The sequence below is a fragment of the Bradyrhizobium sp. 33ap4 genome, assembly GCF_032654765.1.
GTDB classification, from domain to species: Bacteria; Pseudomonadota; Alphaproteobacteria; order Rhizobiales; family Xanthobacteraceae; genus Bradyrhizobium; species Bradyrhizobium australafricanum.
Window position 1 is genome coordinate 57,909 of the sequence record NZ_JAUMTJ010000018.1, and the last position, 25,018, is coordinate 82,926.

23 protein-coding genes are annotated in these 25,018 nt (G+C 64.8%); 19 read left to right on the forward strand and 4 right to left on the reverse strand.

Features of this window, described 5'->3' with window-relative positions; translation table 11 throughout:
- Positions 1-104 precede the first annotated feature (104 nt).
- On the reverse strand, positions 105-635 hold the full coding sequence (locus Q2M23_RS15815) for a GNAT family N-acetyltransferase (RefSeq protein WP_316396079.1): 531 nt from the start codon (positions 633-635) through the stop codon (positions 105-107).
- 139 nt (positions 636-774) lie between these two features.
- On the opposite strand from Q2M23_RS15815, the gene Q2M23_RS15820 reads away from it, so the two are divergent.
- From Q2M23_RS15820 to Q2M23_RS15885, 14 genes are all read left to right on the forward strand, one after another.
- A complete protein-coding gene (locus Q2M23_RS15820; protein ID WP_016846956.1) occupies positions 775-1,374 on the forward strand; it encodes a superoxide dismutase in 600 nt (199 codons plus the stop codon).
- Between the two features lie 243 nt (positions 1,375-1,617).
- Positions 1,618-2,004 carry a fluoride efflux transporter CrcB gene (crcB, locus tag Q2M23_RS15825; RefSeq protein ID WP_057018130.1) on the forward strand — a complete coding sequence of 129 codons (387 nt, stop codon included), beginning with the start codon at positions 1,618-1,620 and terminating at the stop codon, positions 2,002-2,004.
- A gap of 550 nt (positions 2,005-2,554) precedes the next feature.
- Positions 2,555-3,268 (forward strand): protein TolQ, encoded by a 714-nt coding sequence (gene tolQ, locus Q2M23_RS15830; RefSeq protein WP_016846954.1) that lies wholly within the window; start codon positions 2,555-2,557, stop codon positions 3,266-3,268.
- A gap of 34 nt (positions 3,269-3,302) precedes the next feature.
- Positions 3,303-3,770, forward strand: a complete 468-nt coding sequence (locus Q2M23_RS15835; protein WP_016846953.1) for a biopolymer transporter ExbD — start codon at positions 3,303-3,305, stop codon at positions 3,768-3,770.
- 30 nt (positions 3,771-3,800) lie between these two features.
- A complete protein-coding gene (locus tag Q2M23_RS15840) occupies positions 3,801-4,733 on the forward strand; it encodes a cell envelope integrity protein TolA (protein WP_316396080.1) in 933 nt (310 codons plus the stop codon).
- Between the two features lie 72 nt (positions 4,734-4,805).
- On the forward strand, positions 4,806-6,131 hold the full coding sequence (tolB, locus tag Q2M23_RS15845) for a Tol-Pal system beta propeller repeat protein TolB (RefSeq protein WP_028340643.1): 1,326 nt from the start codon (positions 4,806-4,808) through the stop codon (positions 6,129-6,131).
- Positions 6,132-6,315: 184 nt separating this feature from the next.
- Positions 6,316-8,640 carry a putative bifunctional diguanylate cyclase/phosphodiesterase gene (locus Q2M23_RS15850; protein ID WP_316396081.1) on the forward strand — a complete coding sequence of 775 codons (2,325 nt, stop codon included), beginning with the start codon at positions 6,316-6,318 and terminating at the stop codon, positions 8,638-8,640.
- 172 nt (positions 8,641-8,812) lie between these two features.
- Entirely contained in the window at positions 8,813-9,547 is a 735-nt protein-coding gene (locus Q2M23_RS15855; protein ID WP_057018120.1) for an N-acyl amino acid synthase FeeM domain-containing protein, read from the forward strand.
- Between the two features lie 272 nt (positions 9,548-9,819).
- Positions 9,820-10,302, forward strand: coding sequence for a peptidoglycan-associated lipoprotein Pal (gene pal, locus Q2M23_RS15860; protein ID WP_016846948.1), 483 nt, complete (start codon positions 9,820-9,822; stop codon positions 10,300-10,302).
- A gap of 250 nt (positions 10,303-10,552) precedes the next feature.
- Entirely contained in the window at positions 10,553-11,593 is a 1,041-nt protein-coding gene (ybgF, locus tag Q2M23_RS15865) for a tol-pal system protein YbgF (RefSeq protein WP_168855424.1), read from the forward strand.
- Between the two features lie 52 nt (positions 11,594-11,645).
- Positions 11,646-12,680 (forward strand): tRNA lysidine(34) synthetase TilS, encoded by a 1,035-nt coding sequence (gene tilS, locus Q2M23_RS15870; RefSeq protein ID WP_316396082.1) that lies wholly within the window; start codon positions 11,646-11,648, stop codon positions 12,678-12,680.
- A 258-nt stretch (positions 12,681-12,938) separates the two neighbouring features.
- Entirely contained in the window at positions 12,939-14,861 is a 1,923-nt protein-coding gene (gene ftsH / locus Q2M23_RS15875; protein ID WP_057018122.1) for an ATP-dependent zinc metalloprotease FtsH, read from the forward strand.
- 250 nt (positions 14,862-15,111) lie between these two features.
- Positions 15,112-15,288 carry a hypothetical protein gene (locus Q2M23_RS15880; RefSeq protein WP_316396084.1) on the forward strand — a complete coding sequence of 59 codons (177 nt, stop codon included), beginning with the start codon at positions 15,112-15,114 and terminating at the stop codon, positions 15,286-15,288.
- A gap of 121 nt (positions 15,289-15,409) precedes the next feature.
- On the forward strand, positions 15,410-16,609 hold the full coding sequence (locus tag Q2M23_RS15885; protein WP_316396085.1) for an ABC transporter substrate-binding protein: 1,200 nt from the start codon (positions 15,410-15,412) through the stop codon (positions 16,607-16,609).
- Positions 16,610-16,819: 210 nt separating this feature from the next.
- Here the strand turns inward: Q2M23_RS15885 and Q2M23_RS15890 are convergent, their stop codons facing one another.
- Positions 16,820-18,319 (reverse strand): hypothetical protein, encoded by a 1,500-nt coding sequence (locus tag Q2M23_RS15890; RefSeq protein ID WP_316396086.1) that lies wholly within the window; start codon positions 18,317-18,319, stop codon positions 16,820-16,822.
- Between the two features lie 397 nt (positions 18,320-18,716).
- Between Q2M23_RS15890 and Q2M23_RS15895 the strand changes: the two genes are divergently transcribed.
- Together Q2M23_RS15895 and Q2M23_RS15900 are read left to right on the forward strand one after the other, a co-directional pair.
- Entirely contained in the window at positions 18,717-19,391 is a 675-nt protein-coding gene (locus Q2M23_RS15895; RefSeq protein ID WP_026191806.1) for a TetR/AcrR family transcriptional regulator, read from the forward strand.
- A gap of 94 nt (positions 19,392-19,485) precedes the next feature.
- Positions 19,486-19,914, forward strand: a complete 429-nt coding sequence (locus tag Q2M23_RS15900) for an OsmC family protein (RefSeq protein ID WP_016841620.1) — start codon at positions 19,486-19,488, stop codon at positions 19,912-19,914.
- Positions 19,915-19,991: 77 nt separating this feature from the next.
- Here Q2M23_RS15900 and pyk read toward each other — a convergent pair whose 3' ends face one another.
- Together pyk and Q2M23_RS15910 are read right to left on the reverse strand one after the other, a co-directional pair.
- Positions 19,992-21,428: a pyruvate kinase gene (gene pyk / locus Q2M23_RS15905; RefSeq protein WP_316396087.1), complete on the reverse strand. Its 1,437-nt coding sequence runs from the start codon at positions 21,426-21,428 to the stop codon at positions 19,992-19,994.
- Positions 21,425-22,033, reverse strand: a complete 609-nt coding sequence (locus Q2M23_RS15910) for a DUF1036 domain-containing protein (protein WP_038377731.1) — start codon at positions 22,031-22,033, stop codon at positions 21,425-21,427. Before Q2M23_RS15910 ends, pyk begins: the two co-directional genes overlap by 4 nt.
- A gap of 196 nt (positions 22,034-22,229) precedes the next feature.
- On the opposite strand from Q2M23_RS15910, the gene Q2M23_RS15915 reads away from it, so the two are divergent.
- From Q2M23_RS15915 to Q2M23_RS15925, 3 genes are all read left to right on the forward strand, one after another.
- Positions 22,230-22,532: a DUF1244 domain-containing protein gene (locus Q2M23_RS15915; RefSeq protein ID WP_050422684.1), complete on the forward strand. Its 303-nt coding sequence runs from the start codon at positions 22,230-22,232 to the stop codon at positions 22,530-22,532.
- Between the two features lie 271 nt (positions 22,533-22,803).
- Positions 22,804-23,076 carry a DUF2312 domain-containing protein gene (locus Q2M23_RS15920; RefSeq protein ID WP_016841616.1) on the forward strand — a complete coding sequence of 91 codons (273 nt, stop codon included), beginning with the start codon at positions 22,804-22,806 and terminating at the stop codon, positions 23,074-23,076.
- A gap of 173 nt (positions 23,077-23,249) precedes the next feature.
- Positions 23,250-25,013 (forward strand): adenylate/guanylate cyclase domain-containing protein, encoded by a 1,764-nt coding sequence (locus Q2M23_RS15925; RefSeq protein ID WP_076828030.1) that lies wholly within the window; start codon positions 23,250-23,252, stop codon positions 25,011-25,013.
- The last annotated feature ends 5 nt before the right edge of the window (positions 25,014-25,018 follow it).

Sequence of the window (25,018 nt, forward strand, 5' to 3'; positions counted from 1 at the left end):
GCGCACTGCAATCCAACGTCAGTGAACCGGGCTCGCAATCAATAAATGATGATCGACATGTTACGATGTTGCACCGATCATCGCCACCGCCGCCGATGCAGGGGTCACCACGGCAGGCCGCATAGGTCGATCTTGCCCTGGCGCGGCGCGCGGACGATGTCGTTGACGAACGGCGCCATCGCCTCAAAGCGGATCTGCCCGGAAGGCTGTTCGCAATAGACTTCGCCGCTGAAGGGATGCCAGCCGCGCGCCTGGTAGAACGCGAAATTGTGCGGCTCGCAGAATAAGATTGCAAATTTCACCGCGTCGTTGGCACGAATGGTGTGCACGGCGGCATCTAACGCCAGTGACGCATAGCCGCGCCGCCGGCAGTCCGCACGGGTCGAGACTCCGCCGATGCCGCCGACATGCACCTTGTGGCCATTCCAGGTGATGGTCCGGAAATAGATACCGACATGGCAGGCCAGCCCGCTGTCGTCGGGCGCATCGAGCAGTACGCGCAAATCCGCGTGGGCCCATTTGATGTCCGCCCAGACCGGCTTCTCGGCGGCATCCGGGCTCCAGACCGCCTGGAGCAGCGGCTCGGCGCGCCGCCACGACGCACCTCCGTTGAGAATGTCGATTTCGATGCTCATCGTCTGGGTCCTTGGTCTTGGTTCGGGCTGTGCCGATCTGTCATGGGCGATCCGAAAATGCGGTGTTTCTCCGCCATGGAACCTTCTATAAGGGGGGCCCGTTAAGTGTAGTCTCCCACCCTCTGTTGGACATTACCCCATGACCTTCACGCTACCCGATCTGCCCTACGCCCACGACGCCCTTGCTCCCTACATGTCCAAGGAAACGCTGGAGTTTCACCACGACAAGCATCACCAAGCCTACGTCACCAACGGCAACAACGCGATCAAGGGGACCGAATTCGAAGGCAAGTCCCTCGAGGAGATCGTGAAGGGTTCGTTCGGCAAGAACGCGGCCGTCTTCAACAATGCCGGTCAGCACTACAACCACATCCATTTCTGGAAGTGGATGAAGCCGAATGGCGGCGGCAGCAAGCTGCCCGGCCGGCTCGAGAAGAAAATCAACGAGGACCTCGGCGGCTTCGACAAGTTCAAGGCCGACTTCGCCGCTGCCGGCGCCGGTCAGTTCGGCTCCGGCTGGGCCTGGCTGCAGGTCAAGGGCGGCAAGCTCGAGGTCGCCAAGACTCCGAACGGCGAGAACCCGCTGGTCCACGGCGCGGTGCCGATCCTCGGCGTCGACGTCTGGGAGCACTCCTACTACATCGACTACCGCAACCGCCGTCCGGACTATCTGAAGGCGTTCGTCGAAAACCTCGTCAACTGGGACTATGTCGACGAGCTGTTCGGCAAGGCCGGCTAAGCGCGGCTTCGACCGTCGCATATTTCTTCACCCTCCCCTGAAAGGGGAGGGTCGTTTCGCATGCAGCGAAGCGAAATGCGAAACGGGGAGGGGTCATCTCTCAGCACGAGCAGTCTCTCAATGGAGAGACTGTGACCCCGCCCCGCCGCTCATTTCATTCGCATCGACCCTCCCCTTTCAGGGGTGGGTGATTTGAGTGTGCGGCAAGATGCGCCCTCACTCGACACACCAGCGGGGGCATTGGTGGGTAACGCGGCAAGCTATCTCCTAGTCTTCTTCGGCGGCGGTCTCGGTGCCACGTTGCGCCAGCTGATCAACGTCACCTGCGCGCGCTGCATCGGCACCGCGTTTCCCTACGGCACCTTCATCATCAACATCACGGGCTCGACCGTGATGGGCCTGATCGCCGGCTATCTCGCCTTCAAGGGCGACGCCTCGCAGCCCTGGCGGCTATTTTTGATGACCGGCATCCTCGGCGGCTACACCACCTTCTCCGCCTTCTCGCTCGACACCGCGCTGCTCTACGAGCGCGGCGAGCTCGGCCTTGCGGTGTTGTATGTCGCGGGCTCGGTCGCTCTCTCGATCGCCGGCCTGTTCGCCGGGCTCGCGATCATCAGGCATTTGACGTGAGATGCACTCGGGACCGCCGTCTCTGGAATACTGGATCACCCGCATGCGGGTGATGACACCGCGTGGTGTGGCAACTTGAATCGAGAACCATCCTTCCCGTCGTCCCGGCGAAGGCCGGGATCCATTACCCCAAGTCTCAAATGTTGCGCGCGCTGGGGCCGCGATCCCGTTCATCACTGAGTGCGGTGGTTATGGATCCTGGCTTTCGCCAGGACGACGTGGGAAGGGGTCTCGTCACCTTCCATGCGGAAACTGTTCATCTGTGGAACCCGCCAACCTCCCCGGCCGGCGGCATTTCCCGCCTCCAAATTTCCCTTTGGTAACCTCGCCTTAACCATGATTAGCGTTTGGTTAGGGTCGGAATGACGCGTGAAAAGCCCTCGTTTTGACATGTTGGCAGGGGAAGCAGGGCGCGGCTTTGGACGGGCCCCCCATGCGACAGATGTAAGAGGCTCTCGCGCAGTTTTGCCGCGCCGGGCGCGCGGCCGTGGAAGGGGTGCCGATTGGCGGCCCGCCGAATTGGGACACTTGCGTTGAGAGGATATTGCCGATGAATCCCGCCGACGTGGCTCAGTCAACTCTGCCACTGGCATCGAGCGACGTGTCGCTGATCGCGCTGTTCTGGCAGGCCCATTGGGTCGTCAAATGCGTGATGTTGGGACTTCTGTCCTGCTCGGTGTGGGTCTGGGCGATCGCAATCGACAAGATCCTGCTCTACGCCCGCACCAAGCGGGCCATGGACAAGTTCGAGCAGGCGTTCTGGTCCGGCCAGTCGATCGAGGAACTCTACCGGGCCCTCTCGGCCAAGCCGACCCAGTCGATGGCGGCCTGTTTCGTCGCGGCGATGCGGGAGTGGAAGCGCTCCTTCGAGAGCCAGTCGCGGTCCTTTGCCGGCCTGCAGGCGCGGATCGAGAAGGTCATGAACGTCTCGATCGCCCGGGAGGTGGAGCGGCTGGAACGCCGGCTGCTGGTGCTCGCCACCGTGGGCTCGGCAGGCCCCTTTGTCGGCCTGTTCGGCACCGTCTGGGGCATCATGTCGAGCTTCCAGTCGATCGCGGCCTCCAAAAACACCTCTTTGGCGGTGGTGGCGCCCGGTATCGCGGAAGCGCTGTTTGCCACTGCAATCGGCCTGATTGCCGCAATTCCGGCGACTATTTTCTACAATAAGTTCACTTCGGAGGTGAACCGGCAGGCCGCGCGCCTGGAGGGCTTCGCCGACGAGTTCTCCGCCATCCTGTCCCGTCAGATCGACGAGCGGGGTTGAGTTAGATGATGGTCACTTTTGCGGGTGCGCGATCATGGCGATGAGCATGGCAGGGTCCGGCGGTGGCAGACGCCGCCGCGGCGGCCGCAAGCCGGTCATGGCCGAGATCAACGTCACGCCGATGGTCGACGTGATGCTGGTGCTGCTGATCATCTTCATGGTCGCGGCGCCGCTGATGACGTCGAACATCGACATCGACCTGCCGGTGGCGAGCGGCGGCAAGTCGATCTCGTCGAACCAGCCGCCGCTGACATTGTCGGTCAAGCGCACCGGCGGCGGCTGCAACTCGAATGTCGAGCTCTATCTGGGTGACGCGCCGGTCACGGCCGCCGATTTTCCGGCCAAGATCAAGGCGATCGGTGACGCCCGGTCGGATGCCGAAAAAGTGGTCTATCTGCGTGGCGACAAGGACGTCTGTTACACGGATATGATGAAACTGCTCGGGGAGGTCCGGGCCGCGGGATTCAAGGCGAATATCGTCATCATCCCGGAAGGCGGATAACCACCATGCCAAGGCACGGGGAAGCCTGATTTGAAGGTCAAGGTCGACAAGACTCTGGCGGCATCGATTGTCCTGCACGTCCTCGTGATCGGGTGGGGCCTCGTGTCGTGGTCGACCAAGGCGTACGTGATGCCCGAAGAGGAATCGGTTGCCGTCGACGTGATCTCGCCCGACCAGCTCTCGCATGTCATGGCCGGTCAGAAGGACGGCAAGAAGGAAAATCCCAAGCCGCTGGTCGACAAGGTCTCTGAAGCCAAGCCGGTCGACGACACCGTCGGCAAGGTCGAGGAGAAAAAGCCCCCTGTCGTGACCGACACCGCGCCGCAGCCGGCGCCGAAGGTGGAGAAGCCGGAAGACAAGAAGCCGGATCCGCCGAAGAAGGTCGAGAACAAGCCGAAGGAAGAGCCGAAGCCGGTCGAGAAGAAACCCGATCCGGTGAAGCCCGACCCGATCGCGGAAGCGATCAAGAAGGAAGAGAAGAAGCCGCCGCCGAAGCCGGTCGCACAGGCCGCCAAGCCGCCGCCGGAGCAGAAGCCGAAGGATCGCGTGTTCGACCAGAGCAAGATCGCAGCCCTGCTCGACAAGCGTGACCCGACGCGGGCCGCGGCGACCGGCGATACGCTCAATGCCAATGCGGCGCTCGGCACCGCGAAGGGCAAGGCTGCCGACAACTCCGCGACCTGGGGCGCGATGTTCAAGCAGCAGGTCGAGCGCTGCTGGAAGAAGCCCTATGGCGGCATCGAGGCGCAGCAGACCGAGGCGGTGTTCTCGATCAAGCTGAAGCGTGACGGCTCGCTCGAGGGCATGCCGGTGCCGGAAGGCACGCCGGCGACGCCCTATCTGCGCGTCTATCAGGAGAGCGCGCTGCGGGCGATCATCGAATGCCAGCCGTACAATCTGCCGGCGGCCTTCTTCGACGAATGGAAGTATTTTGCGCCGGTGTTCACAGAGCGAAAGACCTGAGGGCGACGGCGTCGCTTGGCCAATAGCAAACAAAGTCTACGGACAATGACCGACCAGAACGATTTGCGTACAATGACGTTTCGCCTCGACCGCCGACAGATGATCTCCGGAATGGCTGCCCTTGGCGTGCTGGCCGGAAGCCGCAGCGCCTTTGCACAGAAGCGCGTCGTCATTCCGGAAGGCGACTTCGCGCCGCTGCCGATCGCGATCCCGAACTTCGCCGCCGGTACGCCCGGGGACACCGAGGTCGGTGTCGGCGTGACGCAGGTGATCACCAACAATCTGAAGCGCAGCGGCCTGTTTGCGCCGATCGATCAGGCGGCCTATCTCGAGAAGCAGATCAACATCGACGCGGCGCCGAACTTCAACAACTGGAAGAGCATCAACGCGCAGGCGCTGGTGACCGGCCGCATGACGCGCCAGGGCAACGGGCGCGTCAAGGCGGAGTTCCGGCTCTGGGACGTCAACACCGGCCAGCAGCTCGCCGGCCAGCAGTACGACACCTCGGCCGAATACTGGCGGCGCATCGCCCACATCATCTCCGACCAGATCTACGAGCGGCTGACCGGCGAGAAGGGTTATTTCGATACCCGCGTCGTGTTCGTCGACGAGAGCGGCTCGGCGGATCGCCGCGTCAAGCGGCTCGCGCTGATGGACCAGGACGGCGCCAATGTGCGCTACCTGACCCGCGGCTCGGATCTCGTGCTGACGCCGCGCTTCTCGCCGTCGACCCAGGAAATCACCTATATGGAATTCGGGCAGGGCGACCCGCGCGTCTATCTGCTCAACATCGAGACCGGCCAGCGCGAGATCGTCGGCAACTTCCCGGGCATGTCGTTCTCGCCGCGCTTCTCGCCCGACGGCCAGCGCGTCATCATGAGCCTGCAGCAGGGCGGCAACTCCAACCTGTTCGTGATGGATCTCCGCTCGAAGTCGATGACGCGGCTGACCGACACGCCGGCGATCGACACCTCGCCGTCCTACGCGCCCGACGGCACGCGGCTGTGCTTCGAGTCGGATCGCGGTGGCAAGCCGCAGATCTACGTGATGCCGGCAACCGGCGGCGGTGCACAGCGCATCTCGTTCGGCGACGGCACCTATTCGACGCCGGTTTGGTCGCCGCGCGGCGACTACATCGCCTTCACCAAGCAGGGCGGCGGGCAGTTCGCGATCGGCATCATGAAACCCGACGGTTCGGGCGAGCGCATCCTGACCTCGGGCTTCCACAATGAAGGCCCGACCTTTGCGCCGAACGGGCGCGTCGTGATGTTTTTCCGCGATCCCGGCGGCAACAGCGGCCCGTCGCTGTTCACCATCGACGTCTCCGGCCGCAACGAGCTGCGGGTACCGACCCCGGGCTTTGCCTCCGACCCGGCCTGGTCGCCGCTGTTGTCGTGAGCCGGGTGCAGAGCTGCTCCGGGAACCTCGGCGGCGGTCAGCACTTCTCACCTAGCGCACTGAATTTTATAGTGAATTCCGGTCGTCGCCTGGGCGCGGCAAGGACTTGCTAACGATGTTCGCTCAGAAAGACTTCACCTGCGATCAGTAAGAGTGCGAGCTGAAAAGGACGCGCGCTCTCACAATGCAGTTTGCAAGTCAGACGGGTGAACCGGACCGGTCGATGTCGCCGACGATTTCGGCGGCACTGGTCGATTCCCTGTTCATGAACCCAGCGCCCATGATTTTCGGCGCCTTCGGTCCCGCCATTGCGGGCGCCGTGATTGCGGCTGTCACGAGCAATCTGTTGTGCTGGCTATGCGTGCCGCTGTTCATCGTGGTGGGGCTGGCGCGCGCGCTGCAGATGTACCGCTACCAGCAGCGCAATTCCCGGCTCACCGTCGAAGAGTCCGTGACCTGGGAGAAGCGTTACCGGATCGGCACCATCGCCTACGGCATCTCGCTCGGCATCTGGGGCGTCACCGTGCTGCTCACGACCAATGATGCCGCCGCGCACATGCTGTGCGTGACCACGGTGGTCGCCTACACCTCGGCGGGGGTAGGGCGGACCTTCGGCCGGCCGCAGATCTTCCACCTGCATCTGTTGATGTCGATCGGTCCCCTGATCCTGGCGCTGATGTATGTCGGCGGCCCCTATCACATCGCCCTTGCACTGCTCAGCCTGGTGTTCTTCAGCGCCATCCGGCATCTGACCTCCAGCCTGCAGCGCATCTACGTCAACGCCTGGATCGCCAAGGAGCGCGAGGCCGCGCTGGCGGGCCAGTTCGATACCGCGCTGAACAACATGCCGCACGGCCTGTGCATGTTCAGCGCCGACGGCCGCGTTGCGGTGATGAACCACCGCTTCATCGAGATGATGAAGCTGTCGGACGATTTCGTGCAGCGCGGCGCCAGCGCGACCGACATCTGCAACGCCTGTGTCCTGTCCGGCTCGATCTCGGCCGCGGCCGCACAGCAGATCCTCTACGAGATCGAGAGCTCGCAGCGCGGCGATATCGTCACCAGCGATCCCGACCCAACCAAGAACCGCTCGCTCGACTGGACTTTCCAGCCGATGGCCGGCGGCGGCACGGTGGTGCTGGTCGAGGACATCACCGAGCGCAAGGACGCCGAGGCCCGGATCAGCCACCTCGCGCGCTACGACGAGCTGACCGCGCTGCCCAACCGCGTCAATTTCCGCGACGAAATCGGCCGGCTGCTCGCCATGCAGCACGGCGACCATCGCTCCGCATTGCTGTTCGTCGACCTCGACCAGTTCAAGCAGGTCAACGATACGCTCGGTCATCCCTGCGGCGACCAGCTGCTCTGCGCGGTCGCCGAGCGGCTGCGCGAGATGCTGCGGCCGGAGGATTTCGTGGCGCGGTTCGGCGGCGACGAGTTCGTGGTGTTCCAGCAGAACATCCACTCGCACGAGGACGCTGCGGCGCTGGCTCGGCGCATCGTCGACCGCCTCAGCGAGCGTTACAAGATCGACAACCATTTGGTCGAGATCGGCGCCAGCGTCGGCATCGCGATGACCGCGCCCGGCGTCGGCGCCGACACGCTGCTGAAGAACGCCGACATGGCGCTCTACCGCGCCAAGGCCGACGGCCGCGGTACCTTCTGCTTCTTCCGCGACGAGATGGCGCAAACCGTCGAGGCCCGCCGCATCCTCGAGCTCGACCTGCGCAAGGCGCTCGCCAACGAGGAGTTCGAGCTGTTCTACCAGCCGCTGATCAACCTGAAGTCCGGCAAGGTGAGCACCTGCGAGGCGCTGCTACGCTGGAACCATCCGGCACGCGGCACGGTCTCTCCGGTCGACATCATTCCCGTTGCCGAGGACATGGGCCTGATTGTCGATCTCGGCCGCTGGATCCTGCGCAAGGCCTGCATGGAATGCATGAAGTGGCCCGAGGCGGTCAGCGTCGCGGTCAACTTCTCGCCGCAGCAGTTCCACCAGCGCGACGTGCTGAGCGAGGTTCGCTACGCGCTCGAGGTCTCCGGCCTGCCGGCGCACCGGCTCGAGATCGAGATCACCGAATCCTCGCTGCTGCACAACACCGAGCTGACCCACGACTTGCTGTCCCAGTTGCGCTCGCTCGGCGTGCGGATCTCGCTGGACGATTTCGGCACCGGCTACTCGTCGCTCAGCTACCTGCACAATTTCCCGCTGCAGAAGGTCAAGATCGACCGCTCCTTCCTCGAAGGCATCGACAGCGACCGTCCGCTGACCCTGCTGCGCGGGGTGGCGCGGCTGTCGGCGGATCTCGGCATGTCGGTGGTGGTCGAGGGCATCGAGACCAATGAGCAGCTCGAACTGATCAGCGCCGATGGCGCGGTGACCGAAGCACAGGGATACCTGTTCAGCCGGCCGGTTCCCTCCGTCCGCATCCGCCAGCTGCTCAATGCCTCGCACGGCCGGCGGACCGACGAGCAACTGCACGTGGTTCCCTCGCGCTCGATCGCTTGACCCGGCGCAATACCCTCAATCGATAGTTGTGAGAGCCTTCGGCTGCACCATTCGTAGTGTGCCCTTGCGGCGAGAGGTTAACTGTATTGCCTCGATTGCTTTGACGGAAATTAAGAAGCTGTTAATCTTTTGGCCGCGCGTTGAAGTTGTTGCGTTGTTCAGGGAGTACCAAATGAGGTCCGCGGCCGAAGCCATCAAGCCCGCGACAGGAAGGCTTGCGGACCCTCTGGATCAAGTCGATTACCGCCTCGCTCAGACCCCGGAACAGAAAGACGAGATCTACCGGCTTCGCTATCGCGCCTATCTGCGCGAAGGTGCGATCCGGCCCTCGGCGGACGAGCGGGTTGTCGATCAGTTCGATGATGCGCCGAATGCCTGGGTGTTCGGTGTCTATCTGCAAGGCGAACTCTGCAGCTCGATCCGCATCACCGTGGTGACGCCGGAATGGCGTACCTCGCCGACGCTCGAGGTGTTCGGCGACGTGCTGCTGCCCAAGCTTGATCAGGGTCTGGTCTTCATCGACTCGACGCGCTTCGTCGCGGATCCCGAAAAGGCCCGGAACGTTCCGGAACTGCCCTATGTCACCGTGCGCCTCGGCTCGACCGCGGGCGTGCACTTCAACGCCGATTACGGCCTGGCGCCGGTCCGGCCCGAGCACATGGCGTTCTACCGGCGTGTGTTCCTGCACGAGACCTGGTCGGAGCCGCGGCTTTATCCCGGGCTGGTGAAGCCGGTCGGCTTGATGGCGTCGCATTTGCCGACGGTGCGGGAACGCGTGCTGGCCCGCTATCCCTTCCTGCGCTCCAGCGCCTTCGAGCGGCGCATGCTGTTCGACCGCGAAGGCCAGTTGCAGCCCGACGGCTTCGTGCAGCCGTTCGAGCGCGCTTCGATCGTGCCGAATCCCTGAGGGAATCGGCCATTCTCATCGAGTCAGTGTCGATCGACTGTTGCGCGCAGGCCAAATTGTCCTGCAAAAGCGGCCGGTTCCCGCGAACCTTGCCTCCCCTTCACCATCGCGCCACATTTGCCACCCATTAACCATCGGGGGCGCTTTTCGCCATTGCCTGGCATTTGATGGGGTTCAGCAAGGTCTCGTCAAGGTTGACGGAACGTTCGCTTAACCATCGCCCTGTAGACCGATTGGGTAGTACGAAGAGCGCGAGCGTGGAGGCTCCGGGAATGAATTATCTCCAGGGTATGAAGCTGGTTGCGGTTCTGGCGGTGGCGCTGTCGATGGGTGCCTGTGCCAACAAGAACCCGTTGGACGCCAATGGCGCGATTGGGGGCGCCGCGACCCCGGGCAGCCAGCAGGATTTCGTGGTCAATGTCGGCGACCGCGTGTTCTTTGAGAGCGATCAGACCGATCTCAGCCCGCAGGCGACGGCGACCCTCGACAAGCAGGCGCAGTGGCTGCAGACCTATAATCGTTACTCCTTCACCATCGAAGGTCATGCCGACGAGCGCGGCACGCGCGAATACAACATCGCGCTCGGTGCCCGGCGTGCCCAGTCGGTCCGCGCTTACCTCGCCTCGCGCGGCATCGATCCGAGCCGCATGCGCACCATTTCCTACGGCAAGGAGCGTCCGGTCGCGGTCTGTAACGACATCTCCTGCTGGTCGCAGAATCGTCGTGCCGTCACCGTGCTGAACGCCAGCTCCTGACGCGATCCTGAATGAGTGTTTTCAAGCCGGCGCCTTCGGGCGCCGGTTTTGTTTTTGCCGCATGAAGGCCCGGCCCGCCGTCATCAAGATGAACGAAGCTGCGCGCAATTGGCCGCTTGCTTGTTCCAGCGTCCGTACTAAACCGGTATCCCGCGACGCTGTCCCGGATTTGAAGTGCCAGTCACAATTCCGGCGTACTCCGTCTTTCAATGTCGCTCGCTTTTCACGTCGATCTCGTCGTCAGGGCAAAATGTCATCCAGGATTCATTTTCTTTCCTCCGCCGCGGCGATCGCGGCGTTGCTCGCCGTTTCCGCGCCAGTGTTTGCCCAATCCGACGATTCCGATGCTGAAATGCGGATCGAGCGGCTCGAGAACCAGCTGCGGCAGCTGACCGGCCAGAACGAGGAACTGCAATACCGTAACCGCCAGCTCGAGGAGCGGCTGCGGCAGCTTGGCGGGCAACCGCCCGGCCCAGCTGGACAGGCTCCGGCGGGCCAACCCGTTGCGGCGGCGCCACCGGCGCAGCCGCCGCAGGCCTACCCGCAAGCGCAGCCGGGCTACGCCCAGCCCCAGCAAGGCTACGGCCAGCCGCAGCAAGGATATGGCAGGCCGCCGCAGGGCGGCTATGACCAGCAGCAGCAGATCGCGGCGCCTGCGCCGATCGCGCAGGAGCCGGCGCCGGCGGCTTCCGGCCGCCGCGGCCGCGGCGATGCCTTCGATCCGAACCAGAACCCGAATGCCCCAGGGGCGCCGCGCGCACTTGGCGGCGGCGGGATGCCGATGCCCAGTGAGGCGGCGGTTGGTGCGCCCGGCGGCCGTGGCGCAGGCGAGCCGCTCAATCTCGGCAACACCAGCCCGCAGCGTGCGCCCGGCGCGAGCGCAGCCCTGACCACGCTGCCGCCGTCGGCGACGTCGAAGGACGAGTTCGACCTCGGCATCGGCTATATGCAGCGCAAGGACTATGCGCTCGCCGAAGAGACAATGAAGAACTTCGGCCAGAAGTATCCGAACGATCCCCTGGTGGCGGACTCGCAATACTGGCTCGGCGAAAGCTATTTCCAGCGCCAGCAATATCGCGATGCTGCGGAGACCTTCCTCGGCGTGACCACCAAGTTCGACAAGTCCGCGAAGGCGCCCGACGCCCTGCTGCGGCTCGGCCAGTCGCTGGCGGCGCTGAAGGAGAAGGAAGCGGCCTGCGCCGCGTTCGGCGAGATCACGCGGAAGTACCCGCGCGCGTCCGGCGGGGTCAAGGCTGCGGTTGACCGCGAGCAGAAGCGCGTGAAGTGCTAAACCAGATGCGGGAAGGCCGCTTCCGGCCTCTCCGCCAGCAGCTGGTTTTGCGATGCCCGACGATCAATCCGCCATCCCGGCAAGGGACGCCAAGCGCCTGTTCGCAGGCCTTGCGGGCGCGCCGGCGCTCCTGCTTGCGGTGTCCGGCGGTCCCGATTCAGTCGCGCTGATGTGGCTCGCCGCGCGCTGGCGCCGCGCGCTCGCGCAGGGACCGCGGCTGGTGGCGGTCACGGTCGATCACGGCCTGCGTCCTGAAGCGGCTCGCGAGGCGCGCGACGTCAAGCGGCTGGCGCGAAGTCTCGAGCTGCCGCATCACACGTTGCGTTGGACTGGACCAAAGCCTGGAACCGGCGTGCCGGCGGCCGCGCGCGCGGCCCGCTACCGACTGCTCGCGCAGGCCGCACGCAAGCATGGCGCCACGCATATTTTGACCGCGCACACCCGTGACGATCAGGCCGAGACGCTGTTGATGCGGATGCTGCGCGGCAGCGGCGTTGCGGGCCTTTCGGCAATGGCGCGCGAGACCGAGCGCGACGGCGTCTTGCTGACACGGCCGCTGCTCGACATCTCCAAGGCCCAGCTGATCGCGACGCTGAAGAAGGCGCGCATCGGCTCTGCCGACGATCCGACCAACCGCGATCGATCCTACACGCGTCCACGGTTGCGCGCGCTGATGCCGATGCTCGCGGCGGAGGGCGGCGACGCGCGGAACCTGGCGCGGCTTGCCGCGCGGATCGCGCGCGCCAACGCCGCGCTGGAGGTGCTGGTCGACGGCGCCGAGCACTATCTTGCGTTGAAGAGCGAGGATAACTCCGGCGCGGGCTTCGATGCTGCACTGTTCGCAGTAATGCCCGAGGAAATCCGCGTCCGTCTGCTCAAGCGCGCCATCGACCGCGTCGGACATGAGGGCCCGGCCGAGCTCGGCAAGGTCGAAACCCTGGTCGCCGCGATGGACGAGGCCTTGGATGGGACTTTGGGAAAACGCGAATCCAGGCTGAAACAGACCCTTGCCGGAGCGGTCATCAGCATCGCCGCCGGCCGGATCAGGATCGGCCCGGCACCGCCCCGCCGGGGGCGCTCCCGCTGAGCCGGGTTCGATTGTTTCAATCGCTGTCATAATCGGGCAAAGAGGCTTAACCACCCCGGAAAAACACCGGATTCAGCGCCATTTTTTGACCGGGAATCGCGCTAGGATGCGGTAAATAGTCGTGCGTGGTTCCCTTGGCATCTACCCCAGCGGCACCTAAATTGTATGCCATCGACGGGATGGATTCCCTGGGGATTCCCACAGAGCCTGCCCAAGGATAGAGAGAGGCCGCGATCCGCGCGACCACGAAGGAAGACCATGAACGCCAATCTGCGGAATTTCGCCCTCTGGGTCATCATTGTCCTGCTGTTGCTGGCGTTGTTCACGCTTTTCCAGAATCCTGGCCAGCGCTCGTCGTCCTCGGACATCTCGTTCTCGCAGCTTCTCACTGAGGTCGATCAGGGCCATGTCCGCGACGTCGTGATCCAGGGACCGGAGATTCACGGCACCTTCAACAACGGCACGAGCTTCCAGACCTACGCGCCGAGCGATCCGACGCTCGTGAAGCGCCTCTTTGACGCCAAGGTGCAGATCACCGCGAAGGCGCCCGGCGACAACGTGCCGTGGTTCGTCTCGCTGCTCGTCTCCTGGTTGCCGTTCATCGCGCTGATCGGCGTGTGGATCTTCCTGTCGCGGCAGATGCAGGGCGGCGCCGGCAAGGCGATGGGCTTTGGCAAGTCGCGCGCCAAGATGCTGACCGAGGCCCATGGCCGCGTCACCTTCGAGGACGTCGCTGGTGTCGACGAGGCCAAGCAGGACCTGCAGGAGATCGTCGAATTCCTCCGCGACCCCGGCAAATTCCAGCGGCTCGGTGGACGGATTCCGCGCGGCGTGTTGCTGGTCGGCCCTCCCGGCACCGGCAAGACGCTGATCGCGCGCGCGGTCGCGGGCGAAGCCAACGTGCCGTTCTTCACCATCTCCGGTTCTGACTTCGTCGAGATGTTCGTCGGCGTCGGCGCGAGCCGCGTCCGCGACATGTTCGAGCAGGCCAAGAAGAACGCGCCCTGCATCATCTTCATCGACGAAATCGACGCGGTCGGCCGTCATCGCGGCGCCGGCCTCGGCGGCGGCAACGACGAGCGCGAGCAGACGCTGAACCAGCTGCTGGTCGAGATGGACGGCTTCGAGGCCAATGAGGGCGTGATCCTGATCGCGGCGACCAACCGTCCCGACGTGCTCGATCCCGCGCTGCTGCGTCCCGGCCGCTTCGACCGCCAGGTCGTGGTGCCGAACCCGGACGTCGTCGGCCGCGAGCAGATTCTCAAGGTTCACGTTCGCAAGGTGCCGCTGGCGCCGGATATCAACCTCAAGACCATCGCGCGCGGCACCCCGGGCTTCTCGGGCGCCGACCTGATGAACCTCGTCAACGAGGCTGCGCTGACCGCCGCCCGCCGCAACAAGCGGATGGTGACGCAGGCCGAGTTCGAAGAGGCCAAGGACAAGGTGATGATGGGCGCCGAGCGCAAGTCGCTCGTGATGACCGAGGAAGAGAAGCTGCTGACGGCCTATCACGAGGGCGGCCACGCCATCGTCGGCCTCAACGTCGTCGCGACCGATCCGATCCACAAGGCGACCATCATTCCGCGCGGCCGTGCGCTGGGCATGGTGATGCAGCTGCCCGAGCGCGACAAGCTGTCGATGTCGCTCGAGCAGATGACTTCGCGCCTTGCCATCATGATGGGTGGCCGCGTCGCCGAAGAGCTGATCTTCGGCCGCGAGAAGGTGACCTCGGGTGCTGCCTCCGACATCGAGCAGGCGACCCGCCTTGCCCGCATGATGGTGACGCGCTGGGGCCTCTCGGAAGAGCTCGGCACCGTCTCCTACGGCGAGAACCAGGACGAGGTGTTCCTCGGCATGTCGGTCTCGCGCACGCAGAACGCGTCCGAGGCGACCGTGCAGAAGATCGACTCCGAGATCAGGCGTCTGGTCGAGGAAGGCTACAACGAGGCGACCAAGATCCTCACCGAGAAGCGCGAGGACCTCGAGGCGCTCGCCAAGGGCCTGCTTGAGTTCGAGACGTTGACCGGCGACGAGATCATCGACCTCTTGAAGGGCAAGAAGCCCAATCGCGAGTCGGTGCTGGAGCCGTCGACGCCGCGCGCATCCGCCGTGCCGCCGGCCGGCAAGCCGCGCCCGCGTCCCGATCCGGACACCGGCATGGAGCCGCAGCCGCAGGCGTAAGCCTCGCCCGCGATGGCCGGCACTTCCGGCAGACCAGTTGTGCAAAAGCTCGGCCTCAAGCCGGGCTTTTGTATTTTTGTCGACGGGTTGTCCGTTCCCTATGGCGACGTTGTCGGCGAGCTGCCCGCCGATGTGCTGGTAGCGAAGACCGCACGGGCACCGCTCGATGCCGTAGCACCTGTTCGCCGCCAAGGCCGAGGGGCTTGCGGCCAGGCTGCGGCGTTACCGTCATGCGATCGCCCCTGACGGCATGATCTGGGTATCGTGGCCGAAGAAGAGTTCGGGTGTCGCGACCGACCTTACGGAGAAGGAGGTCCGCGCAACCGGGCTCGCGAACGGCCTGGTCGACGTCAAGGTCTGTGCGGTCGATGACGTCTGGTCGGGGCTGAAATTCGTGATCCCGGTCAAGGACCGCGGCAAGCGCTGAGATCGCGCCTTTCGAATATCCGTGGCCTCCGCTGCAACGCCGTGGCATCCTCCCGCCAAGCCGTCAAACGGCACAGCCGCGATGTCTGAAGGCGCGGCAAGAAAAAGGGGAGGGGAGGTCGATGCGCAAGGCATTCGGCGCGCTTGGCGCCATTTCGTTCCTGCTGCTGCCCACGTCTTCTCTCGCCGCCGAGATGCGCGGCGTCACATCAACCGAAATCAGGATCGGCCAGACCATGCCCTATAGCGGGCCGGTGTCGGCGTTCGGCGCGCTCGGCAAGGGCGAAGCCGGCTATTTCAGGATGCTGAACGATCGCGGCGGCATCAATGGCCGCAAGATCAACTTCATCTCGCTGGACGATTCCTACGCGCCGCCGAAGACGGTGGAGCAGACGCGCCGCCTCGTCGAGAGCGACGAGGTCGCGCTGATCTTCTCCTCGATCGGCACCGCGCACAACACCGCGATCGCAAAGTACCTGCAGGGCAAGAACATCCCGCAGCTGTTCCTGGCCTCCGGCGCCTCGAAATTCGGCGACGTCACGCAATTCCCGCAGGCGACGATGGGCGTGCAGGCGCCGTTCCGCTACGAGGCACGGCTCTATGCGCGCTATGCGCTGGCGAAGAATCCGAATGCAAGGTTCGCCGTCATCTCGCAGAACGACGACTACGGCCGCGACTATCTCGCCGGCCTCAAGGACGTGCTCGGCGAGAGGTATGAGTCTCTGGTCACGGTTGCGACCTATGAGATCACGGACCCGACGATTGACTCCCAGATCGTCAAGCTGAAGGCCACCAATGCCGACGTCTTCGTGATCGCGGCGACGCCGAAATTCGCGGCGCAGTCGATCCGCAAGGCCTTTGAAATCGGCTGGCGGCCGATGACTTTCCTGTCCAACACAGCGGTGTGGATCTCGACCGTGATGCAGCCTGCCGGCCTCGAGGCCGGCACCGGCATCATCTCCACGGCCTATGTGAAGGATCCGGACGACCCGGCATGGAGCGACGATCCCGGCATGAAGGGCTGGCGCGAGTTCATGAGCGGATACGTGCCGGAAGGCGACCAGCACGACACCAACTACGTCAACGCCTACAACAGCGCGATGGCGCTGGAGGCGGTGCTGAAGGCCTGCGGCGACGATCTCTCGACCGAGAACATCCTGCGTCAGGCATTCGCGATCAAGGGCCTGGAATTGCCGATGTTGCTGCCGGGCATCAAGGTCAACACCTCGCCGGCCGACCACGTGCCGGTCGATCAGATGCAACTGATGCGCTTCAACGGCAAGACCTGGGATCGCTTCGGCGAGCTTCAGACAGGGAATTGAGGGTGGGGCTGATCGCGCTTGAACTGTGAGCGCCGGGGCTCAAACCCGTCATCCTGAGGAGCCGCGCAGCGGCGTCTCGAAGGATCGACGGCCCGACTGGTGGCCGATTCATCCTTCGAGGCTCGCCCAGCGGCGCAATTGCGCCGCAAGGCTCGCACCTCAGGATGACGGGCTCAGCAGTGCGCGATTCCAGGCAACGCAATAGCAAAGCTACTTCGAACCCGTGGCCGCCGCCGCGCCGGTCTTCGTCTCGTCCGAGCGCACATGGATCACGGCGATGTCGTCCTTGTACAGCCGCTTCCAGCCCTTCAGGTGATCCAGCGCGTTGCCGGCGGGCGAGTCCGAGCTCAGCAGCGTGGCATCGATCCGGTATTTGTCGAGCAGGCCCAGCAGCCGGCCGACGTCGCGGGCGTCGAGCGCATCGTAATAGTCGAGCACGAATTGCTCGCCATAGAGCTCGGCGCGGCCGTCGATGAACACCTTCATGTCGCGGCTGACCATGTAGCCGCCGAACGGCGCGGTGCTGAACACGCGTTGCGCCTTGTGCTGCTGCAGCACGTCGACCGCGGCAACGGGCGAGAACATCGGGAGGAATTTGAACTGATGCTGCGCGACGAACATCGCCGTCGTCACCCACGCGCCGATCACCATCACGATCACAGCCAGGATCGTGACGACGGGAAATGCGCGCGTTTCTCCGAAGCGGGCGGCGGTGGCGCCTGCCGTTCCCCATTGCTCGGCGATCGGCTTGGCGAGCACCAGCGGAGCGATGAACGCGAATACCTCGATGTTGCGGACATGGCTCAGCGCCATCCAGATCAGCCCGAGCAGCGGCAGGATCCGCGGCACCGACAGCGTCAGCCTGCGATAGCAGATCAGGCCGATCAGGCCGAGCAGCGTGGCTTCGAAGAAGCTGGGCTTGCTGAAATCGGCCGGCTTCCATTCCCCGATCAGCGTCAGCAATTTGCCGAGGCTGAGGATCTTGGTCGCGCCGAGCAGGCTGTTCCAGCCATAGGGCGTCAGGCAGCTCGCGGCCAGCGCGGCGAGGCCGAACAGGCCCCATCGCACGACAAGCTGGCGGCGGCGGCCGGGCTCCGCGTTCCACACCGCCTCCAGTCCGATCGGTCCGATCAGCGCCAGGCCGAGAACGAAGCCGCCATGCAGATTGGCCCACAGCGTCATCAGCGGCAGCAGCCACCATGACGGTGAGGCGCGGCGATCCGCGGCCACGAGCAGGCCGCCGATGAACGCCAGCAGCACCGGCAGCGCCAACACATGCGGCCGCGCCAAGAAGTGGATCGTCGACAACAGCAGCGCCAGCGCCGCGATCAGAAGCGCGCGCGCCGGATCGAAATACGGGCTCAACAGATGCAGGAAGATTGCGACCGTCGCGCCGATCGCCATCGACGACAGGATCACCGGCCCGGCCCAATCGCCGCCGTATACGAGCGCGTACACCACCTGCGACAGCCACGAGCTCGAGATCCAGGGCTCGCCGAAACGGGTGAACGAGAACACGTCCGATGTCGGCATCGCGCCGTGTTCGAGGATCCACTGTCCGACCCGGATCTGCCACATCGTGTCGGAATCGCGCAGCAGGATTTCGCCGGCCGAGAGATAAAACAGATAGGCGCCCACGGCGGCGCACAGCGGCACCAGTCCTCGCGCCGCGCTACGGCTGCTCACGCTGCTGGTGATGGAGAGTGACATGCGCTTTCTTGCTTGTTTCGGCCGGGGGCATCCAGAGCCAACGCCACGCGTGATGCTGGCGCGCACTCGACCACGGCTTCCGATAAATTCGGGTAAATGCCGCGGCGATATCGCGAGTGTGTGCAAGATCAGATGTCTCGATTTCGAGCGATCACCTTAGCCGGCGATTTACCATCGCGGCCCTGAACCGGTCGGGGAGAGGCCCGAAGCACCGCCGGCTCAATCAGAGGTGGTACCAGAGGTTGCAAAAAAATCCTTACAATTCCAGCTTGTCAACCAGTCTGAATAGTTGTTCACTTCTTCAGGCGATTGCGGGATCAATCGCTCAAAACGTTGAAGACTCGTGTGTTCTGCCGGTGGGCGCCGGCCGGGGCGCACGGCGGGGGGACGGAATGCCATGGTTTACCGGCGAACTCATCAGGTCGTGAAACGGCTGGCCGCGCGGCGCAGCGCCATCCTGTCGGCTGCGCGGGACGCGGCGGCGGCAGGCGGCATGGCGGCGGTCCAGATCGCACCCGTCGCGGTGCGGGCCAATGTCGCGGCGGGAACAGTCTACCGCTATTTCCCGTCGAAGGCCGAGCTGATCTCGGAATTGATCACGGAAGTCTCGCGCGACGAGCTCACGGCGATCCGGCGTGCCGCCGATGCCGCGCCAGGGCCGTCATCGGCGCTTGCCGCCGCGGTGACGACGATCGCGGTCCACGTGCTGTCGCAGCGCAAGCTCGCCTGGGGCATTTTGGCCGAGCCGGTCGACGTCGACGTCACCGCCTCGCGCCTCGCCAGCCGCCGCGATATTTCCGGCGAGCTGGCCATGCGCATCGATGCCGCGGTGCGCGCCGGACACCTGCCGGCGCAGGACACGGCGCTGGCCGCCACCGCCTTGCTCGGCGCGCTGCACGAAGCGCTGGTCGGCCCGCTGGCGCCGGCCAATCTCGACGATCCGATCAAGCTGCGTGACGCGGTGCAGACCGTGACGCTGCTTGCGCTGCGCGCGGTCGGCGTGATGGACGCACGCGCGCGTGGCCTCGTGGTGCAGGCGACGACTCCGGCGAAGGCGCTGGTCGGCGCCTGAGTCCAGGATGAGGCCAACGCGCGCGAAGAACACTTCTGTCGCATTGGCGTTGTAGTTTTGCGGGCTGGGTTCAACCAACCTCACGGAGCAACGCATGACGACAACCCATGGCTCGGCCAAATGGCAGGGCGGCATCAAGGACGGCAAGGGCGCGATCTCGACCAAGAGCGGCGCGCTCTCGGATTACCCCTACGGCTTCGCCAGCCGTTTCGAGGGCAAACCGGGTTCGAACCCGGAGGAGTTGATCGGCGCGGCGCACGCCGCCTGCTTCACGATGGCGCTGTCGCTGATCCTGGGCGAAGCCAAGCTCACGGCGGAGCATATGGAGACCAAGGCCGATGTGACCCTGGAGAAGGTCGCCGACGGCTTCGCGATCACCGCGGTGCATCTGACGCTGTCGGCGAAGATCCCGGGCGCCGACAATGCGACGTTCCAGGAACTGGCCGGCAAGGCGAAGGCCGGATGTCCGGTGTCGAAGCTGCTCAACACCAAGATCACGCTCGACGCGTCATTGCAGGGCTGATCGCGGCGGGGCGGGTTAGAGCGTTTTCGAGCGAAATAGGCACCGGTTCGTGTGAAGAAGACGCGTCAAACTGGAATCTAGAGCTGCGCGTCGCCCCTCGGGCCGACCGAGGCGATGCGCAGCATGTTGGTGGTGCCGGGCGCGCGCAGCGGAACGCCGGCAACGATGATGACGCGCTGGCCGGCCTTGGCAAAACCGTCGCGGAACGCAATCGAGCCGGCGCGGTCGACCATGTCGTCGAGATCGTGAGCGTCCTCGGCGACCACGCAATGCACCCCCCACACCACCGACAGCTTGCGGCCGGTGACGAGGTTCGGCGTGATCGCGACCACCGGCACCTTGGGGCGCTCGCGCGCCACGCGGATCGCGGTCGAACCTGATGACGTCCAGCAGATGATCGCCGACAGGTCGAGCGTCTCGGCGATCTGCCGCGCGGCGTCGGCAATGGCGTCACCCACCGTCGCTTCGGGATCGACGCGCTGCGCGTTGATCACGTTGCGATAGGTCGGGTCGCGCTCGACCTCCTCGCCGATGCGGTTCATGGTGGAGACTGCCTCCACCGGGAATTTGCCGGCGGCGGATTCCGCCGACAGCATGATGGCGTCGGCGCCTTCGTAGACGGCGGTGGCGACGTCGGAGACTTCGGCGCGCGTCGGCACCGGCGCCTGGATCATCGATTCCAGCATCTGGGTTGCGACCACCACCGGCCTGCCGGCGCGGCGCGCCATCCGGATCATCTGCTTCTGCAGGCTCGGTACCCGTTCCAGCGGCAGTTCGACGCCGAGATCGCCGCGCGCCACCATCAGCGCGTCCGACGCTTCGATGATGTCGGCAAGGCGGTCGATCGCCTGCGGCTTCTCGATCTTGGCCATCACGGCGGCGCGGCCGCGGATCATCTTCTTGGCCTCGATCACGTCCTCGGCGCGCTGCACGAAGGACAGCGCGACCCAGTCGATACCCTCCGGCAGCGCGGCTTCCAGGTCGGCGCGGTCCTTTGCGGTCATCGCCGACACCGGCAGATCGGTATCGGGCAGGCTGACGCCCTTGCGGTCCGACATCTTGCCGCCGATCACGACGCGCGTGATCGCGCGCTCGGGCGAGGTTTCCTCGGCGATCAGCCGCACCTTGCCGTCGTCGAGCAACAGCGCATGGCCCGGGCGGAGCGCCGCGAGGATCTCCGGATGCGGAAGCTGGACGCGGCTGTTGTCGCCCGGCGTCTTGTCGGAATCCAGAATGAAGCTCTGGCCGTTCTTGAGCTGGGTCGCGCCTTCAACGAACGAGCCAAGCCGCAGCTTCGGCCCTTGCAGGTCGACCAGGATGCCGATCGGCCGGCCGTAGCTCGATTCGACATTGCGGATGGTCTTGACCAGCTCCCGCATCTTGTCATGCGGGGTATGGCTCATGTTGATGCGGAAGACGTCGGCGCCCGCCTCGAACAGCTTGCGGATCATCGCGCTGTCTGAGGAGGCCGGGCCGAGCGTTGCGAGGATCTTGATTCGACGCAGTCGTCTCATGGTTTGTTTCCGGGTGGTGCGGCTGGCGGCAGACCAGACGCGCCCGGCGGCGCTGCGCCCGGCGGCGGGTTGGGCAGGCCCGGCATCGCCCCGGGACTTCCTGGACCCACGCCGCCCGGCATTCCCGGTACTTTCTGCGGCTGTTGTTCGTTGGCTTCGGTCAGCTGGACGGTCCATGCACGCTGCTCGCCGGTGTCGACCTCGAAGAAGCCGGTGCGGTCGAACCCGCGCGCCAGGCAATTTTCGGTGCCCTTGATGGTGAATTCCTTGTCGCGCGAGCACATGAAGGCCTGGCCGGACCATTCGCCGCCGCGATCATAGTCGAGAGCGTAGATGTAGTAATAGCGCGCCACAAGGTTGCCGCGCAGCAAGGTCTCGCAGGTGCGCGACGACACGTTCCACCAGCCCTCGGTGGTCCAGCCCTCGGCGTCCTTGTAGCCGAGCGCGATGCCGACGCGGCTCGAGGTGTTGTTGCAGAGCCGGAAATCGGCCGCCGCCGGGCTCGTCCACAGGCAGGCCGCGACCAGCGCCAGCACCGGCAGGAGGCCGGCCAACGTCAGACGGATATTGCGGGGAGCTGAGGCGAGGGAATCTGTTGGGCTCATGCAGCGAAGCTATATCAAATCATGGACGATTTCGCGTGCCCGGCCGGCACTGTCAACGGGCGGGCGCCCGTCTGCGACGCTGTCGGACCATGGCCGGGGTGGCCGGACCGGTCCGTTTTGCGCGCCGATATGGCAAAATCTGTGACAATTCCCACCTGATATCAATATGGTGAGCGCGACACACGGGATCACGATCATGAGCATTGACGACAAAACCAGAACGGAACTCGAGGCCGCGGTCTTCCGGCGTCTCGTCAGTCACCTGCGCAACCGCACCGATGTGCAAAACATCGACCTGATGAACCTCGCCGGCTTCTGCCGCAACTGCCTGTCCAACTGGATGAAGGAAGAGGCCGACGCCAAGGGCCTTGCCGTGAGCAAGGACGAGAGCCGTGAGGCGGTCTACGGTATGCCGTATGAGGAATGGAAGGCGAAGTATCAGGGCAGCGCGACGCCGGAGCAACTCGCGGCGATGAAGAAAGCCCAAAGCGGGCATTAAGCCGAGCAACGTCATTCCGGGATGGTGCGTTAGCACCAGACCTCAGGTGCGCAATTGCGCATCGGGGAATCTCGAGATTCCGGGTTCGATGCTGCCGCATCGCCCCGGAATGACGTTTATACCTGAAAGACCAGCATCTCCTGTGGGCGCGCTGTGGATGAGCGCGATGTTTCCTTGACGGAACGCGCGCCAAAATCGAGGGTCGCCCGCAGCAAGCGGTGCGCAAGGCGCGTATTCGCGTAACATTTCGATGCCAGTTCAGGAGTGCGCGATGGCCACCACGTCTGCCGCCGTCAAGGAAGAGCCCGCAACGCGATTTGCCAAGGACCAGCTCAAGTCCATCATCGAGCGCATCGAGCGGCTGGAAGAAGAGAAGAAGACGATCTCGGACGACATCCGCGACGTTTATGCCGAGAGCAAGGGCAACGGCTTCGACGTCAAGGCGCTGCGCGCCATCATCCGTCTGCGCAAGCAGGATCCGAACGAGCGCCAGGAGCAGGAGACCATCCTGGAGACCTACATGCAGGCGCTGGGGATGCTCTGAGGCGGCCAGCGGCCACCCCTGCTGGCGTTTGCCAAGGGCGCCCCCAAAGGCGTCCTCCAAGGCGCGCCCCTCAAAGGCTCAGGTCAAAGCTGCTGGAAGGCCTCCTGTCGAGGCTTGGGTGAAATCCCGGGATTTGCTACACTGCCGGCGAGGTAACCGGGCAGATCGTTCAGATGGACGTGCCAGGACCAGAGCGCCGGCTCGCTGCGGTCCTCGCCGCCGACATGGTCGGCTATAGCCGCCTGATGGAGGCTGACGAGACGGGCACCCTTGCGCGCCTCAAAACCCATCGCATCGAGCTGATCGATCCGGCCATCGCCAAGAATCGCGGCCGCATCATCAAGACCACCGGCGACGGCCTGCTGGTCGAATTCCACAGCGTCGTCGATGCGGTGCTGTGCGCGGCCGAGGTCCAGAGCCGGATGGCGAAGCGCAACGCCGACGTCGCGCCGGCGCGGTGGATGCAGTTTCGCATCGGCATCAATCTTGGCGACGTGATCGTTGACGGCGCCGATATCTTCGGCGACGGCGTCAACGTCGCGTCCCGTCTGGAGACGCTGGCCGAGCCCGGCGGCATTTGCATTTCCGGCGCGGTGCGCGATCAGGTCGGCGATCGCCTGGAAGATCTGAGCTTCGAGGATCTCGGCGACCAGACCGTCAAGAACATCGCGCGCCCGATCCGGGTTTTTCGCGTTCATCTCGAATCCGGTGCCAGGCCCGTTCCGGAGCACCCGAGTGCGGTGGCCGCCCCTGTCGTCGCCAAGAAGCCTTCCATCGCCGTGCTGCCGCTCGTCAACATGAGCGGCGATCCCGAGCAGGAATTCTTCGCCGACGGGCTCACCGAGGACATCATCACCGAGCTGTCGCGCTTCCACGATCTGCTGGTGATCTCGCGCAACTCGAGCTTCGTGTACAAGGGCAAGGCCGTGAAGGTGCAGGACGTCGCGAAGGAATTCGCCGTCGACTATGTGCTGGAAGGCAGCGTGCGGAAGGCGGGCGGCCGGATCCGCGTCACCGTGCAGCTGATCGACGCCGTGGCCGACCGGCACGTTTGGGCCGAACGCTACGACCGCGAGCTTGCCGACATCTTCGCGATCCAGGACGAGATGACGCGCGCGATCGTGGCGACCTTGCCGGGGCGCGTCGAGGCTGCCGCGCATGACCGCGTCAAGCGCAAGCCGACCGACAACATGGCGGCCTACGAGTGCGTGCTTGCCGCCAAGGTGCTGCATCATCGCTCGGCACGGGACGACAACGCGGAGGCGCAGCGCCTGCTCGAGCGGGCCATCGTGCTTGACCCAAACTATGCCCATGCCCACGCCTGGCGGGCCTGCGTGCTCGGCCAGACCTGGGTCTACAACTGGTGCACCGACCGCGACGCGACCATGGCGCAGGTCGCCGCAGAGCTCGAGATCGCGCTCAAGCTCGACGACAATGACAGTGACGTGCACCGGATCCTCGCCGCGCTGAACCTTAACCGCGACGACCACGACAAGGCGGCCTTCCACCAGGAGCGCGCGCTCGCGCTGAACCCGAACTACGACCTCGTGGTCGTGCAGCAGGGCGAGCTCCTGACCTGGCTCGGGCGGCCCGAGGAGGGCATCGACTGGATCAAGCGGGCGATGCGCCTCAATCCGTTCCATCCGGAGCGCTTCTGGAGCCATCTCGGCCGGGCCTGCTATTGCGCCGAGAAATACGCCGACGCCGTCGAGGCGTTCTCGCGCATCACGCGCCCCGACCACACCCATCATGCCTTCCTCGCGGCGACCTTCGCGCAGATGGGCAACACGGTGGCGGCCTCTGCCCACGCCGCCGAGGTGCTGAAGCGCGAGCCGACCTTCTCGGTTGCCGCGCATCTGACAACCCAGCGCTACAAGTATGAGCCCGATCGGGCACGCTACGAGGCCGGCCTGCTCAAGGCAGGGCTGCCGGCCTGAAGGGG